Source organism: Kineococcus anabasis (assembly GCF_054590795.1).
Genome location: NZ_BAAIHU010000006.1, coordinates 388175 through 403932, shown reverse-complemented (window position 1 = coordinate 403932; position 15758 = coordinate 388175). Strand labels below are relative to the sequence as shown.

Here is a 15758-nt window from a genome sequence, read left to right as displayed (position 1 = left end):
GGGGGCGCCGGAGGGGTTCGGCAGGACGCCCGCGGCGCACCGCACGCCGCGTCGCGGAAAGCACGAACCGAAGCATGGCGTGGACGTCCACGCCCGGCGTCGTGGACGTTCACACCTGCCCGCGCGACCCGGGACGCGGAACGGGCCACGACCCGGTGGGGTCGTGGCCCGTCCTGCGAGCTCAGGCGTGCGGGGTCAGGCGGGCACCTCGGTGGTGAGCCGGATGCGGTCCAGCGCCGGGGCGCGCACCGGCGAGTTCGCGCCCAGGTAGGCGGTGAACGCGTCGAGGTCGATCGGCCCGGTCACCGCGTTCGTGCCGCCGGTGAGGACGGAGAACCCGTCCCCGCCGCCGGCGAGGAAGTTGTTCACCGTGACGCGGTACGTGGAGCCGGCCGCCACCGGGGCGTCGCCGATCCGCACGCTGGAGTCCACGACCCGCGTGCCGGTGCACGGGTCGGCGCCCACCGCCGCGCTCGTGCCCGCCGGGTCGACGGTGTAGGAGACCGTGGCCGAGGGGTAGAGCGTGCGGCCCACCTGGAACTGCTGCTCCAGCAGGCAGTTGACCTGCGCGCCGGTGAGGTCGAGCGTGACGAGGTTGTTGGCGAACGGCTGGACCGTGAACGCCTCCTCGTAGGTGACGGCGTCCTCGCCGGTGGCGCCGGCGTTGAGGTCGGCGCGGACGCCGCCGGGGTTCATGAACGCGGCGACCGCGCGCTGCTCGTCGTCCGTGGCGGCGAGCTGGGCGTCGGCGATGAGGTTGCCGAGCGGGGACTCCCCGAGCGCGAAGGTCTCCTGGTTCTGGGAGTTCCTGCCCGTGGGGAACAGCTGCTCCTGGGTCTTCAGCAGCGGCCCGGCGGTGCGGCCCACGACCTGCGAGGCGATGGGGCCCAGGGCCGCGCGGTAGCGGGCGATGAGGGCGGTCTGCTCCGGGTCCGCCGGCACGGTGCGGCGGACGATGACGTTCTCCGCCCGGCCGTCCACGACGTCGCCGGTGCGCTTGTCGACGGTCAGGTCGATGTCCGTGACGACGCGGCCGTTGGAGGCGGCGCTCGTGACGATCTTCTCGTCGATCTCGCAGTTGTAGCCCTGGTGGGTGTGGCCGGTGACGACCACGTCGACCTCGGCGTCCATGCGGCCGACGATGTCGGTCACCGGCCCGCTGAGGCCGCTGCAGCCGTTGATGTCCCAGGAGGTCGTCCCGCTCTGCGCGCCGCCCTCGTGCAGCAGGACGACGATGGTCTGCACGCCCTTGCGGCGCAGCTCGCGCACGTACCTGTTGGTGGTCTCCGCCTCGTCGGAGAACTCCAGGCCCGCGACGCCCTGCTGGCTGACGATGTCCTTCGTGCCCTCCAGGACGACCCCGACGAAGCCGACCTTGACGCCCTGCACGGTGCGGACCGTGTACGGCGCCAGCAGCGGCTCGCCCGTGGCCTGCACGGTGACGTTGGCCGAGAGGTACGGGAAGTCCGCGCCGTCGTAGGGGGTGCCGTCGGCGCAGCCGTCGACGGGGTGGCAGCCGCCGTTCTGCAGGCGCAGCAGCTCCGCGGAGCCCTCGTCGAACTCGTGGTTGCCGACGGTGGCGACGTCCATGCCGAGGAGGTTCATCGCCTCGATGGTGGGCTCGTCGCGGAAGGCCGCCGACAGCAGCGGCGAGGCGCCGACGAGGTCGCCGTTGCCGAGGACGACGGTGCTGCCCTCGCGCTGGCTCGCCTCCAGCTGCCGGATGGTGGTGGCCAGGTGCTCCACGCCGCCGGCGTCGACGGTGACGGGGGTCTTCCCGTCGGCGGCCACGCCGGTCTGGATGCGGCCGTTGGACCCCGTGGGCAGCTCCAGCGCGCCGTGGAAGTCGTTGATCGCCAGGAGCTGGACGTCGACGGTCTTCTGCTTCTTCCCCGCGGCCTCGGCCCCGGGGGAGGCGCTCGCCGGGGCGAGCGCGGTGGTGGCGCCGAGGGCGGTCATCGCCAGCGCGGCACCGAGGGCGGTGAGGGGGCGGTGGACGCGCGGTCGCGTCATCGGTTCTCCTGGGGTCGGGCCTGTGGGCGGTCCCATCATCACCCGCGCCGCCGTCCGGAGACGTCGGCCGGGTGAACGGGGCGTGACGAGCGCCGCAAACCGCGGGGGAGCGCGGCGCGCCGCGGGCCGCACGACGGCGGCCCGCGGCGCGGAGGGCTCACGCCGGCAGGCTCGCCACGCCGGGCGGCAGGAACCGGCGCCCGCGCACGCGCTCGGAGGCGCCCGTGCGGTCCAGGTACGGGGTGATCCCGCCCAGGAACAGCGGGTGGCCGGTGCCCAGGACCATGCAGACGTCCACGTCCTGCGGCGAGGCGGCCACCCCCTCGTCGAGGACCAGCCCGACCTCCTCGGCCAGGACGTCCTGCACCCGCCGCAGCAGCTCCTCGCGGGGAACCCGCTCGGCGCCCTGGGCGAAGAGGCCCTCCGCCTCCCCGGTCAGGGTGAGCGGGCCCTTGCGGCTGACGAGGTCGGGGCTGCCCGCCTCCACCCAGCGCCGCAGGTTCGCCGAGACGGCGTAGCGCTGCGGGAACGCCGCGTGCAGGCTCTCGCACACGTGCAGCATCACCGCGGGGCCGACCAGCTGCGCCAGGCGCAGCGGCGACATCGGCAGCCCCAGCGGGTCCAGGGCGTGCTCGGCGTCCTCCAGCGGCATCCCCGCGTCGATCGCGGCCATCACCTCGGCGAACATCCGGGTGCTGACGCGGTTGACGACGAACGCGGGGGCGTCGCGCACGAGCACGCACGTCTTCTTCAGCTGCCGGCCCACCGCGAGCGCCGTGGCGAGGGTCGCGTCGTCCGTGTGCGGGGTGCGGGCCACCTCCACCAGCGGCAGCACCGCGACGGGGTTGAAGAAGTGGAACCCGACGAGCCGCTCGGGCCGGGCGAGCACCTCCGCCATGGCGCTCACCGACAGGGAGCTGGTGTTCGTGGCGATCAGCGCGTCCTCGCGCAGCAGGGGCTCCAGCTCCCGCAGCATCGAGCGCTTGACGTCGAGGTCCTCGAACACCGCCTCGATCACGAGGTCCGCGTCGGCGAAGACGGCCCGGTCCGTGGAGCCGGAGACCAGCGCGTGCAGGCGGTTGCGCCCGTCGGCGGTGATCCGGCCCTTGGCGTGCAGCTCGTCGATGCCGGCGCGCACGAACCCCAGGCCCCTGGCGACGCGCTCGTCGTCGACGTCGGTGAGCACGACGGGGACCTTGAGCCGGTGCAGGAACAGCAGGGCGAGCTGGCCGGCCATCAGGCCGGCGCCCACGACCCCGACCTTGCCGACCCGGCGCGCGAGCCCCGGATCCGGCGCCCCGGCGGTGGACCTTCCGGCGCGCTGCACCTGGTGGAAGGCGTAGATGCTCGCGCGGGTCTCCTCGCTCGAGACGAGGTCGGCGAGCGCCTCGTCCTCCGCGGCGAACGCCTCCTCGCGGCTCGCGGTGCGGGCGGCGGCGACGAGGTCCAGCGCCCGGTACGGGGCGGGCGCGGCGCCGCGGGTGCGGGCGTCGGCCACGGCGCGGCCCCTCGCGACGGCGGCGGCCCAGGCGGCCTCGTCGCGGTCCACCGCGGGGCGCTCGACGCGCACCTGCCCGCGCAGCACCTGGGAGGTCCAGCGCAGGGACCGCTCCAGGAAGTCGGCCGGCTCGAAGGCGGCGTCGGCGATCCCCAGGCGCAGCGCCTCGGGACCCTTCAGGGTGCGGTTGTTCGCCAGGGGGTTGCCGACGATCACGTCGACGGCGGCGTCGGGGCCGATGAGGTGGGGCAGCAGGAACGCCCCGCCCCAGCCGGGGACCAGGCCGAGGGAGCACTCGGGCAGGCCGATGCCCGCCGCGGCCGTGGACACGGTGCGGTACGTGCAGGCCAGGGCGAGTTCCAGGCCGCCGCCGAGGGCCAGGCCGTTGACGTAGGCGAAGGTGGGCACGCCGAGGTCGGCCAGGCGGGCGAACACCTCGTGGCCCTGCCGGGCGGTGCGCAGCGCGTCCTCGCGGGTCCGCAGCTCCCCGATGCGCTTGAGGTCGGCTCCGGCGCAGAAGAACCCGGGCTTGCCGGTCACGGCGACCGCGACGACGTCGCTGCGGGCGGCCTCGTCGAGCGCGGCGCCGAGGCTGTCCAGGGCGTCGGGGGACAGGGGGGTGGGGCGGCGGGGGTCGCCGTTGTCGAGGGTGACGAGGGCCAGGCGGCCGGGACCGCCGGGCAGGTCGACGACGCGCAGCAGGGCGCGGGTGGCCGGGGAGGGCCGGGGCCCGGCGGCGGGGGAGGTGCCCGTGGTGGTGGACGGGCCGGGGGAGGGGGTCAGGTTCGTGCCGGTCGTGTCGGTCGTGCTCGCGGTGGTGCTCACGCGCGGCTCCCCTCGCTCGTGTGGTGGGGGTTCTCCCAGACGACGGTGCCGCCCATGCCGAGGCCGACGCACATCGTCGTGATGCCGTAGCGCACCTCGGGGTGCTGCTCGAACTGGCGGGCGAGCTGGGTCATGAGGCGCACGCCGGAGGAGGCCAGCGGGTGCCCGATGGCGATGGCCCCGCCCCAGGGGTTCACGCGCGGGTCGTCGTCGGCGATGCCGTAGTGGTCGAGGAACGAGAGCACCTGCACGGCGAACGCCTCGTTGATCTCGACGAGGCCGATGTCGTCCATCGTCAGCCCCGCCAGGCGCAGCGCCTTCTCCGTGGAGGGGACGGGGCCGAACCCCATGACCTCCGGCCGGACCCCGGCGAAGGCGTGGCTGACCAGGCGCATGGCCACGGGCAGGCCCAGCTCCCGCGCGGTGGTCTCCTCGGCGACGATGCAGGCGGTGGCGCCGTCGGTGAGGGGCGAGGCGTTGCCGGCGGTGACGCGCCCGTGCGGGCGGAAGGGCGTCCTGAGGTTCGCCAGCCCCTCCAGCGTGGTCTGCGGGCGGGCCAGCTCGTCGACGGTGGCCAGGCCGTAGCCGCGAGTGGTGCTGCGGGTGGCGACCGGCACGAGGTCGCGGCCGACGGCGCCGTCGGCCTGGGCCTTGGCGAAGCGGAGCTGGCTGTTCAGCGCCCAGGCGTCGGCGCGCTCGCGGGTGAGGGCGGGGTAGCGGTCGTGCAGGTTCTCGGCGGTGATGCCCATGTTGAGCGCGTCGGGCTCGACGATCCGCTCGGTGAGGAACCGGGGGTTGGGGTCGGTGCCGGTGCCGATGGGGTGGTGGCCCATGTGCTCCACGCCGCCGGCGAGGACGACGTCGGCGGCGCCGAGGGCGATGCTGCCGGCGGCGGTGGTCACGGCGGTCATGGCGCCGGCGCACCAGCGGTCGACCGAGTAGCCGGGGACGGTGGCGGGCAGGCCGGCCAGCAGCGCGGCACTGCGCCCGAGCAGCAGGCCCTGGTCGCCGCTCTGGGTGGCGGCGGCGATCGCGACGTCGTCGACGCGCTCGGGGGCCAGGCCCGGGTTGCGCCGCAGCAGCTCCCGCAGGCAGTTCACCACGAGGTCGTCGGCGCGGGTCTCGGCGTAGTAACCGTCGGGTCGTGCCTTGCCGAACGGGGTGCGGACCCCGTCGACGAACACGACCTCGCGGTGCGTGCGGCCGGTGGTCGGTGCCACGGGTCCTCCTGGCGGGTGCGCTGCGCCCGTGCAGCGGTGCGTCGGGAGCGGCTGCGCCCGGCCGTCCCGGTCGGGAGCGGCACCGTCACACTACGCCGGAACGGAGGTATCCGGTACCCGCAGTCCGGGTTTTCTCGGGTCGAGCCGGTGCCGGGCCCGCGCGGGCCGCGTGCCTAGGCTCACCCCGTGCCGAACCGACCCGCCGGGGTGCGCCCCCTCCTGACCACCGCCGCCGCCCTGCTCGCCCTCGCGCTGCCCGCCGCGCCGGCCGCCGCCCACGACCGCCTCCTCTCCAGCGACCCCGCCGACGGGGCGCAGCTCGCCGCCGCACCGGCCGCGGTCGTGCTCACGTTCTCCAGCGAGGTGCTCGCCGTCTCCCCGCGGGTGCTGGTGCGCGACGGCTCGGGTGCCGCGGTCGCCGACGCCGCACCCGCCGTGGACGGCGCCCGCGTCAGCGCCGCCCTCCCCCCGGCGCTGGCGGCGGGGACCTACACCGTCGACTGGCGGGTGGCCTCCGGCGACGGGCACCCCGTCGAGGGGACGTTCTCCTTCGCCGTCACCGCCGGGCCCGCCGCCTCCCCGAGCCCGTCGCAGACCCCGTCGCAGAGCCCGTCCGCCACCTCCTCCGCGACCTCCTCGGCACCCGCGCCGCTGCCCGGCATCGACGCGCCGCGGGCCTCCGGACCGCAGGGCCTGCTCGTCGGCGCCGCGGCCCTCCTCGCCGGCGCCGGTGCCGTCGCGCTCGTGCTGCGCCGGCGCCGCGACCCCAACGGCCCTCCCGGGCAGCACTGAACCGCCCGCGCCCAGTGCAGAACCGCCCGCGACCAGTGCTGTGCGTGCGGAACCGGGATGGCCGCGGCGCGCCCGGCCGTTAGACTCGGCGAACAGGCATCGACCCGGCCATCACCGGTGAGCCTCCGGAAGAACGGGCGTCCCGCGCGGGCCGCCCCACTAGACCCGGACGGGTCCGGCCCGTGACAGCCGGACGACGAGCGGTCGTCGTCGTGAGCGCCCCCCGGGGCGCCCGCGCGACGGCAAGCGGGGTGGTACCGCGGTGGGCGCCGAGAGCGGGGCCCGTCGTCCTCGCGGGTGGAACGCACTCGGCTGGAGGAGACCATGTCCGCCTCGGGACCCACGGACCCGCAGACCCCCACCCCGCCCGCCGGCGGGACCGTGCCGACGAGCCCGAGGTTCCCCGACATCGAGCGGCGCGTCCTGGACTCCTGGGCGGCCGACGGCACGTTCGAGGCGAGCCTGGCCCAGCACCCGCGCGGCACCGGCGAGTTCGTCTTCTACGACGGCCCGCCCTTCGCCAACGGCCTGCCGCACTACGGCCACCTGCTCACCGGCTACGTCAAGGACGTCGTCCCGCGCTACCGCACCATGCGCGGGCAGCGCGTGGACCGCCGCTTCGGCTGGGACTGCCACGGCCTGCCCGCCGAGGTCGAGGCGGAGCGCCAGCTCGGCATCACGCACAAGTCCGAGATCGAGCAGATGGGCGTCGCGAGGTTCAACGACGCCTGCCGGGCCTCCGTGCTGCGCTACACCTCCGAGTGGGAGGCGTACGTCACCCGCCAGGCCCGCTGGGTGGACTTCGAGAACGACTACAAGACCCTCGACACCGACTACATGGAGTCGGTGATGTGGGCGTTCAAGACCCTGTACGACAAGGGCCTGATCTACGAGGGTTTCCGCGTCCTGGCGTACTGCTGGCGCTGCGAGACGCCGCTGTCGAACACCGAGACCCGCATGGACGACGTGTACCGCCAGCGCCAGGACCCCGCGGTCACCGTCGGCTTCGAGCTGACGTCCGGTCCCGCCGCCGGGGCGCGGGTGCTGGTGTGGACGACGACGCCGTGGACGCTGCCCAGCAACCTCGCCGTCGCGGTCGGCCCGGCCATCGAGTACGCCGTGGTGGAGAAGGACGGCGGGCGCCTCGTGCTGGCCGCCGACCGCGTCGGCGCGTACGCCCGCGAGCTGACCGAGGAGGGCGCCGAGGCCCCGCGCGTGGTGGGGCGCCTCACCGGCGAGGAGCTGCTCGGCTCGGCGTACACCCCGCCGTTCACGTACTTCGCCGGGCACGCGGGAGCCCACCGGGTGCTGCCGGCGGACTACGTCACCACCGAGGACGGCACCGGCGCGGTCCACATCGCGCCCGCGTTCGGCGAGGAGGACAAGGCCGTCACCGACGCCGCGGGCATCGCCGCCGTCGTGCCGGTGGACTCCCGGGGGGAGTTCACCTCCCAGGTGCCCGACTACGCCGGTGTGCAGGTGTTCGACGCCAACAGGCAGATCATCACCGACCTCAAGCGGCACGGCGGGTCCGTGACGCCCGGCACGGTCCTGCTGCGGCAGGAGACGTACGACCACCCGTACCCGCACTGCTGGCGCTGCGGCAACGCCCTCATCTACCGGGCCGTCTCGAGCTGGTTCGTGGAGGTCACGAAGATCCGCGACCGGATGGTCGAGCTCAACCAGGAGATCGACTGGGTGCCCGGGCACGTGAAGGACGGCTCCTTCGGCAAGTGGCTGGAGGGCGCCCGCGACTGGTCGATCAGCCGCAGCCGGTACTGGGGCAGCCCGATCCCCGTGTGGGTCTCCGACGACCCGGCCCACCCGCGCGTGGACGTCTACGGCTCCCTCGACGAGCTGGAGCGCGACTTCGGCGTGCGCCCGGCGGACCTGCACCGCCCGCACGTCGACGAGCTGACCCGCCCGAACCCCGACGACCCGACCGGCAGGTCGACGATGCGCCGCGTCCCGGAGGTGCTGGACTGCTGGTTCGAGTCCGGCGCGATGCCCTTCGCGCAGGTGCACTACCCCTTCGAGAACACCGACTGGTTCGAGAGCCACTACCCGGGCGACTTCATCGTCGAGTACGCCGCCCAGACGCGCGGGTGGTTCTACACGCTGCACGTGCTGGCCACGGCGCTGTTCGACCGCCCCGCATTCCGCACCTGCGTCTCGCACGGCATCCTGCTGGGCGCCGACGGGCGCAAGATGAGCAAGTCGCTGCGGAACTACCCGGACGTGTCCGAGGTGCTGGACCGCGACGGCTCCGACGCGATGCGCTGGTTCTTGATGTCCTCCACCGTGCTGCGCGGCGGGAACCTCGTCGTCACCGAGCAGGGCATCCGCGACTCGGTGCGGCAGGTGCTCATGCCGCTGTGGAACACGTGGTCGTTCTTCTCCCTGTACGCGGGCACCTCCAGCCACCGGCCGCGGTGGCGCACGTCCTCCCCGGACGTCCTGGACCGCTACGTCCTGGCGAAGCTGCACGACACGGTGAGCACCGTCACCGCGCAGCTCGACGGCTACGACGTCTCCGGCGCCTGCGCCAGCGCCCGCGACTTCCTCGACGTCCTCACCAACTGGTACGTGCGCCGCTCGCGGGAGCGGTTCTGGGACGGGGAGTCCGAGGCGGCGCACGACGCGCTGGACACCCTGCACACGGTGCTGGAGACGCTGACGCGGATGCTGGCGCCGCTGCTGCCGCTCGTGGCGGAGGAGATCTGGCGGGGGCTCACCGGTGGCCGCTCGGTGCACCTGACGCACTGGCCGGACGCCGGCGACCTGCCGGCCGACGACGACCTCGTCGCCGCGATGGACCGCGCGCGCGACGTCTGCTCCTCCGTGCTGTCGCTGCGCAAGGCGCAGAACCTGCGGGTGCGGCTGCCGCTGACGCGCGTGGAGGTCCACGACGACCCGGAACTGCTGCGGCCCTTCGCGCAGCTCATCGCGCAGGAGGTCAACGTGCGCGAGGTGGCCCTCGGCTCGCCGGAGGGCGGCGCCGGGGCCGGTGTGACACGGCGGCTCTCCGTCAACGCGCGCGCCGCGGGCCCGCGCATCGGCAAGGACGTGCAGACCGCGATCCGCGCCGCGAGGGCCGGGGACTGGCAGGAGACCCCCGACGGCGTCCTCGCCGGCGGCATCGCCCTGCAGCCGGGGGAGTACACCGTCGACACGGTCGTGGAGGGCGCGCAGGGCGCCGGGCGGGGCGTCGCGCTCCTGGACGGCGGCGGGTGGGTCGTCCTGGACACCACGGTGACGCCGGAGCTGGCCGCGGAGGGCCTGGTCAAGGACGTCATCCGGCTCGTGCAGCAGGCGCGGCGCGACGCCGGGCTGCACGTGTCCGACCGCATCCGCCTCACCGTGGCCGCCGACGGCCCCGTGTGGGAGGCGCTGGTGAAGCACCAGAACCTCGTGGTGGGCGAGACCCTGGCGCAGCAGTTCGGCTCGGCGGGCTCGGCCGCGGCGCTGCCCGCCGAGCGCGCCACGCTGACCGGCGAGGTCGACGGGCACGAGGTCCGCATCGCGGTGGAGCGCGCGGAGGGACCCCGGTGAGCCGCTACGACGAGGTGGTGCGGGAGATCCTCTCCCGCAACCCCGAGCACCGCATCCACCCCACCCTGGAGCGGGTGCGCGAGGCCTGCCACCTCCTCGGCGACCCCCAGCTCGCCTACCGCGTGGTCCACGTCACCGGCACCAACGGCAAGACGTCCACCTCGCGGATCGTGGAGCGGCTGGTGCGCGAGCACGACCTGCGCACCGGCCGCTTCACCAGCCCGCACCTGTCCGACATCACCGAGCGCATCGCGATCGACGGCGAGCCCGTCAGCCACGAGCGGTTCGTCGCGCTGTGGGACGACGTGGAACCCGTCGTGCGGATCGTCGACGAGAGGTCCACCGCGGCCGGGCAGCCGCGGCTGAGCTTCTTCGAGGTGCTGACCGTCATGGCCTTCTGGGCCTTCGCCGACGCCCCCGTCGACGTCGCGGTCATCGAGGTCGGCCTCGGCGGCACGTGGGACACCACGAACGTCGTGCAGCCCGACGTGTGCGTCGTGACACCCGTCTCGATCGACCACGAGGCCTGGCTCGGCTCCACGATCGAGGAGATCGCCGCCAACAAGGCCGGGATCATCAAGCACGGCGCCACCGTGGTGCTGGCCGCGCAGGAGCCGGAGGCCGCCGAGGTCCTGATGCGCCGGGTCGTCGAGGAGCGCTGCTCCGTGGTGCGCGAGGGCGTGGACTTCGGGGTGGTGGAGCGGCGGATGGCCCTCGGCGGGCAGCTCGTGGACCTGCGCACCCGCGGCGGGACCTACACGGAGATCATGCTGCCGCTGCACGGGGTGCACCAGGCGCACAACGCGGCGGTGGCGCTGAGCGCCGCTGAGGCGCTGCTCGCCGAACCGGGCTCCACCCTCGTCCCCGGGCTCGTGGAGGCCGCGTTCGACGACGTCACCTCCCCGGGCCGGATGGAGGTCGTGCGCCGCGCCCCGGCGGTGGTGCTGGACGCCGCGCACAACCCCGGCGGGGCGAAGGTGCTGGCGGAGGCCCTCGCGGAGGCGTTCACCTTCAACCGGCTCGTCGGGGTCGTCTCCGTCGCCGCCGACAAGGACGCCGAGGGGGTGCTCGTCGCGCTGGAGCCGGTGTTCGCGGAGATCGTCGTCACCCGCTCCTCCTCGCCCCGCTCCATGGAGACCGCGGACCTCGCCGCCCTGGCGGAGGACGTCTTCGGGGAGGACCGGGTGCACGTGGCGGAACGGGTCGACCAGGCGCTGGAGGTGGCGCTGGGGCGGGCGGAGGCCGACGGCGACGTGGGCGGCGGGGTCGTGGTGACGGGCTCGGTGGTCCTGGCCGGCGACGCCCGCACCCTGCTGCGGGTCCGCTGAGGACGGGGAGGAGGAACGGTGCGCAACCCGAAGCGGATGATGGCCGCGAGCGTCCTGGTGGCCGAGGCGCTGGTCGTGGCGTTCGCCGCGCTGGTGGCGATGCGGCTCTCCCCGGTGGGGATGCAGGCCTCGCTGGTCGGCGGGGGTGTCCTGGCGCTGCTGTGCCTGCTGGCGAGCGGGATGCTGCGCTCGCCGGCGGGCTACGTCCTCGGGACGGTCCTGCAGGTCCTGGTGGTCGCCTGCGGGTTCTGGGTCCCGATGATGTTCGGGGTGGGGGCGGTGTTCGCCCTGATGTGGCTGGTGGCGCTGCGCTCGGGCGCGCGCATCGAGCGGGAGCGGGCGGAGGTCGCGCGGCGGCTGGGGGCCTGACGCCCGCGTCGGCGTCGCCGTCGGGGCGGGCACTAGGGTGACGCCGTGGCCGACCCGACCGCTCCGCAGCGCACCCTCGTCCTCGTCAAGCCCGACGGCGTCCGCCGCAACCTCGTGGGGGAGGTGCTGCGCCGCATCGAGGCGAAGGGCTACACCCTCGTCGCGCTGGAGCTGCGCACCGCCGACCGCGAGCTGCTCGCGGGCCACTACGCCGAGCACGAGGGCAAGCCCTTCTACGAGCCCCTCGTGGAGTTCATGTCCTCCGGGCCCGTCGTGGCCGCCGTGGTGGAGGGGCACCGCGCCGTCGAGGGCTTCCGCGCCCTCGCCGGCACCACCGACCCCACCACCGCCGCCCCCGGCACGATCCGCGGCGACCTCGGCCGGGACTGGGGCTTGAAGGTGCAGCAGAACCTGGTGCACGGCTCCGACTCGCAGGAGTCGGCCGCCCGCGAGATCGCCCTGTGGTTCCCCGGCCTGTCCTGACGCGCCCCGCGGGGTGAGACGCCGCGGACGGGAACACCCCCCGTCCGCGGCGTCGACCGCCGACCGGGTGCCTCCCGCGCACCTCTGCTCAAGTCCGCCCGCCCCGCTGCCGATGGACGTGGCAGTGGGCCCGGGCCCGCCCCGCACAGCGGGGACGGGCGGGCCCTTCGGGGCAAGCGTGCGAGAGGACGGAACCATGGCCAGGGTGCTCGTGGTGGAGGACGACCAGGACATCCGGACGCTTCTCGAGGTCCGGCTGCGCGCGGCCGGGCACCGCGTCGTGGGTGCCGGGTCGGGCGAGGAGGCGCTGAGCGTGCTCGCCGAGCGCGGCGCGCCCGAGGTGCTCGTCTCCGACGTCTCGATGCCGGGCCTGAGCGGCCTGGAGATGCTCGCGCAGATCCGCGCGGACTCCGCCTACGCCGGCATGCCGGTCATCTTCCTCTCCGGCCGCGTGCAGCCGGAGGACATCGCCGCCGGGCAGGCCCTCGGCGCCACCTACCTCACCAAGCCCGTCGTGCTCAGCGCGCTGTGCGCGGCGATCCAGCGGGCACTGGAGACCAGGGCAGCCGTCGCAGGCAGCTGGTGATGTCCCCGCGCCGCCTGCGCTGGACGGTGCCCCGACTGCTGACGTCCGGCTTCCTGCTGGCCATCGTCGGCATCCTCTTCGTCGGCACCGTCGCCCACGGCCGCATCGGCGCCATGCTCGCCGAGCGCGACCACGTGGTGCGGTCCTACCAGGTCCTCGACCGCATCGAGGAGCTGGAGCGACTGCTCAAGGACGCCCAGCGCGGGCAGCGCGGCTACCTCGTCACCGGTACCGAGTACTACCTCGAGCCGTACCGGCGCACCATCGACGAGATCGAGGGCAACCTCACCGTCCTGGGGTGGATGACCGAGGACCACGCGGACTCCGCCGCCGTGCACTCCGAGCTGCGCACCCACGTGCGCGAGCTCACCGACGAGCTCGCCGAGACCATCGAGCTGCGGCGCACCGAGGGGTTCGAGGCCGCTCGCGAGGTCGTGGCCACCGACCGCGGGCGCACCGCCATGCGCCGCGTCGAGGCCATCCTCACGCGCCTGGAGGAGCAGGAGCGCGCCGAGCTGGCCACGCGGCAGGCCGAGAGCGCCGCCGGTGCGGACACCTCCCGCCGGCTCATCCTCGGCGGGATGGCCGCCAGCGTGCTGCTGGCCGCCCTCGGCGCCTGGTGGGTCACCCGCTCGGTCGTGCGGCCCGTCGCCCGCGTCACCGCCGCCGCGCAGCGCCTCGCCACGGGCAGGCTCACCCAGCCGGCGGAGGTATCCGGGCCCCGCGAGATCGCCCAGATGGCCGCCGCCGTGAACGACTCCGTCGCGGTGCTCACCGCCGCGCGCGACGAGGCGCTCGCCGCCGCGTCGGCGAAGTCGGCGTTCCTCGCGACGATGAGCCACGAGATCCGCACGCCCATGAACGCCGTCATCGGGATGACCGACCTGCTGCTGGAGACGGAGCTGCGCCCCGACCAGCGCGAGCTGGCCGAGACGGTCCGCGACTCCGGCGACGCCCTGCTCGGCATCATCAACGACATCCTCGACTTCTCCAAGATCGAGGCGGGTGAGCTGGAGCTCGACCGCGAGCCGTTCTCCGTGCGCACCTGCGTCGAGAGCACCCTGGCGCTGCTCGGGCACTCCGCGGCCGTCAAGGGCCTGGAGCTCATCGGGCACGTCGACGACTCCACCCCCGAGATGCTCCAGGGCGACGCCGGCAGGCTGCGGCAGGTCCTGGTGAACCTGGTGAGCAACGCGGTGAAGTTCACCGAGCACGGCGAGGTTGCCGTGACGGTGACCGGCGAGCGCCTCGCCGCCCCGGGCGGCGGGCCCGTTCGCCTGCGTGTCGCGGTGCGCGACACCGGTATCGGGATCCCCGCCGACCGCATGGACAGGCTGTTCCGGTCCTTCAGCCAGGTGGACTCCTCCACGACGCGCATCTACGGCGGCACGGGCCTCGGCCTGGCGATCAGCCGCCGGCTCGCGCACGCGATGGGCGGCGACCTGACCGTCGACAGCCTGCCCGGCGTGGGCTCCACCTTCACCCTCACCGTCGTGCTGCCCGAGTCCCACGGCGCCCCGGCGCCGCAGGGTCCCGGTGCGGGCGCCGCCCTCACCGGCCGCACCGCCCTCGTCGTCGACGACAACGCCACGAACCGGCGGGTGCTCACGCTGCAGCTGCAGAGCTGGGGCGTGGAGTGCACGGACGTCAGCTCCGCGGCGGAGGCCCTGGCCCTCCTCGCCGGCGGTGCCTCGTACGACGTGGCGCTGCTGGACATGCAGATGCCGGGCACCAACGGCGAGCAGCTCGCCTGCGCGCTGCGGGAGCTGCCCGCCGGCCGCGAGCTGCCGCTGGTCCTGCTCACGAGCGTCCACTGGCGCCCGGAGGGCGAGCGTGCGCGGCTGTTCGACGCCGTGCTGACCAAGCCCGCCCGCGGCGGTGTCCTGCGCGAGCGGCTCCTGGAGCTGCTGGCCCCGCGGCCCGCAGGTGCCGCGCCGGTGCCGGCCGCGGGGGACGCGGAGGAGGAGCCGCTGCGGGTCCTGCTGGCGGAGGACAACCTCGTCAACCAGAAGGTCGCGCAGCTCATGCTCGCCAAGCTCGGCCACGCCGTCGACACGGTCGACAACGGCCGCGAGGCGGTGGAGGCCATGGGGCGCAAGGACTACGACGTGGTCCTGATGGACCTGCACATGCCGGAGATGGACGGCCTGGAGGCGACCCGCGCCATCCGGGCGCAGATCCCGCAGCAGCGCCAGCCCCGCATCGTCGCGCTCACGGCCAGCGTCCTGATGGAGGACCGCAACGCCTGCACCCGGGCGGGCATGGACCACTACCTGAGCAAGCCGGTGCGCTCGCGCGACCTGGAGAGCGTGCTGGACACCCTGCGCCCGGGGCGCACCCCGGCGCCGGCGTCCGGCCCCGCGCCGGCGTCCGGCCCCGCGCCGGCGTCCGGCCCCGCGCCGGCGCCCGCGCCGGCCGGGCCGCAGCCGGGGACGGGCGCGCGCCCGGAGTCGGAGGCGCTGCTGGAGGCCGAGGTCCGCGCCCGCGTCGAGGAGCTCGGCGGGGTCGCCACCCCGGAGGACCGCGCGCTGTTCGCGCAGCTGCTGTCCTCCTTCGTCGGCCGCGCCCCGGAGACGGTCGCGGACCTCGGGCAGGCCCTGGCGGCGGGGGACGCGGAGCGGGCCACCAAGCTCGCCCACGCCCTGAAGGGCTCGGCGGGGAACCTGGGCGCCGGGCACCTGTCCGCCCTGTGCGCGCAGCTGGAGGCGCGGGGCCGGGCGGGGGACCTGCCGGACCCCGCGGTCCTGCCCCGCGACCTGCTCGACGCGCTGGACGAGGCGTGCCGCGTCCTCACCGCGCTGGCGGAGGAGTTCGGCGCGGGCGCCCCCGCCGAGACCGTCGGGGCGGGCGCCGACTGGTGACGTCCGCGCGCCCCCGTCCGCGTCCGGCACGGCTCCGCCGGTGCGGGATGCGGACGGGGTCGCGTTCGACACCGGCGGGGGCCGCGTCGTAGCGTGACCCGGCCACCGCCGCCCCGCACGGGCCCGGTGGTGCCCCACCCATCCAGAGCGGCCGAGAGACCTGGCTCGACGACGCCGCAGCAACCCCCCGCACGCGCGGGCGCGGGTGCTACCGCCGGGACCGATGGAGGA

At 74.9% G+C, this 15758-nt stretch carries 10 protein-coding genes and 1 riboswitch; of the genes, 7 read left to right on the top strand and 3 right to left on the bottom strand.

The genetic code is table 11. The annotated features are described in order from the left end of the window. Nucleotides 1-195: 195 nt before the first annotated feature. From ACYQBY_RS10640 to ACYQBY_RS10630, 3 genes are all read right to left on the bottom strand, one after another. Nucleotides 196-2013 (bottom strand): bifunctional metallophosphatase/5'-nucleotidase, encoded by a 1818-nt coding sequence (locus tag ACYQBY_RS10640; protein ID WP_459643817.1) that lies wholly within the window; start codon nt 2011-2013, stop codon nt 196-198. A 157-nt stretch (nt 2014-2170) separates the two neighbouring features. Next, entirely contained in the window at nt 2171-4210 is a 2040-nt protein-coding gene (locus ACYQBY_RS10635) for a 3-hydroxyacyl-CoA dehydrogenase NAD-binding domain-containing protein (RefSeq protein ID WP_459643872.1), read from the bottom strand. Nucleotides 4211-4332: 122 nt separating this feature from the next. Next, entirely contained in the window at nt 4333-5556 is a 1224-nt protein-coding gene (locus ACYQBY_RS10630) for a thiolase family protein (protein ID WP_459643816.1), read from the bottom strand. A gap of 186 nt (nt 5557-5742) precedes the next feature. Between ACYQBY_RS10630 and ACYQBY_RS10625 the strand changes: the two genes are divergently transcribed. The 7 genes from ACYQBY_RS10625 to ACYQBY_RS10595 all read left to right on the top strand — a co-directional run bounded on the left by ACYQBY_RS10625 (nt 5743) and on the right by ACYQBY_RS10595 (nt 15527). Beyond that, a complete protein-coding gene (locus ACYQBY_RS10625) occupies nt 5743-6348 on the top strand; it encodes a copper resistance CopC family protein (RefSeq protein ID WP_459643815.1) in 606 nt (201 codons plus the stop codon). A 324-nt stretch (nt 6349-6672) separates the two neighbouring features. Beyond that, the gene (gene ileS / locus ACYQBY_RS10620) at nt 6673-9900 is read left to right on the top strand and encodes an isoleucine--tRNA ligase (RefSeq protein WP_459643814.1); all 3228 of its coding nucleotides are present in this window, start codon (nt 6673-6675) and stop codon (nt 9898-9900) included. After that, nucleotides 9897-11228 (top strand): bifunctional folylpolyglutamate synthase/dihydrofolate synthase, encoded by a 1332-nt coding sequence (locus ACYQBY_RS10615; RefSeq protein WP_459643813.1) that lies wholly within the window; start codon nt 9897-9899, stop codon nt 11226-11228. Before ileS ends, ACYQBY_RS10615 begins: the two co-directional genes overlap by 4 nt. A gap of 18 nt (nt 11229-11246) precedes the next feature. Beyond that, nucleotides 11247-11597: a DUF4233 domain-containing protein gene (locus ACYQBY_RS10610; RefSeq protein ID WP_459643812.1), complete on the top strand. Its 351-nt coding sequence runs from the start codon at nt 11247-11249 to the stop codon at nt 11595-11597. 45 nt (nt 11598-11642) lie between these two features. Further along, on the top strand, nt 11643-12080 hold the full coding sequence (gene ndk / locus ACYQBY_RS10605) for a nucleoside-diphosphate kinase (protein WP_459643811.1): 438 nt from the start codon (nt 11643-11645) through the stop codon (nt 12078-12080). Nucleotides 12081-12276: 196 nt separating this feature from the next. Further along, on the top strand, nt 12277-12666 hold the full coding sequence (locus ACYQBY_RS10600; RefSeq protein ID WP_459643810.1) for a response regulator: 390 nt from the start codon (nt 12277-12279) through the stop codon (nt 12664-12666). Next, the gene (locus ACYQBY_RS10595) at nt 12666-15527 is read left to right on the top strand and encodes a hybrid sensor histidine kinase/response regulator (protein WP_459643809.1); all 2862 of its coding nucleotides are present in this window, start codon (nt 12666-12668) and stop codon (nt 15525-15527) included. The genes ACYQBY_RS10600 and ACYQBY_RS10595 overlap by 1 nt, the downstream gene beginning before the upstream one ends. Nucleotides 15528-15662: 135 nt before the next feature. After that, nucleotides 15663-15757: riboswitch (SAM riboswitch) on the top strand. Nucleotide 15758 lies beyond the last annotated feature (1 nt).

Coding starts and splice junctions, on each gene's coding strand:
- ACYQBY_RS10640 (WP_459643817.1), bottom strand. CDS start 2,013: ATGACGCGACCGCGCGTCCACCGCCCCCTCACCGCCCTCGGTGCCGCG.
- ileS (WP_459643814.1), top strand. CDS start 6,673: ATGTCCGCCTCGGGACCCACGGACCCGCAGACCCCCACCCCGCCCGCC.
- ACYQBY_RS10600 (WP_459643810.1), top strand. CDS start 12,277: ATGGCCAGGGTGCTCGTGGTGGAGGACGACCAGGACATCCGGACGCTT.
- ACYQBY_RS10595 (WP_459643809.1), top strand. CDS start 12,666: ATGTCCCCGCGCCGCCTGCGCTGGACGGTGCCCCGACTGCTGACGTCC.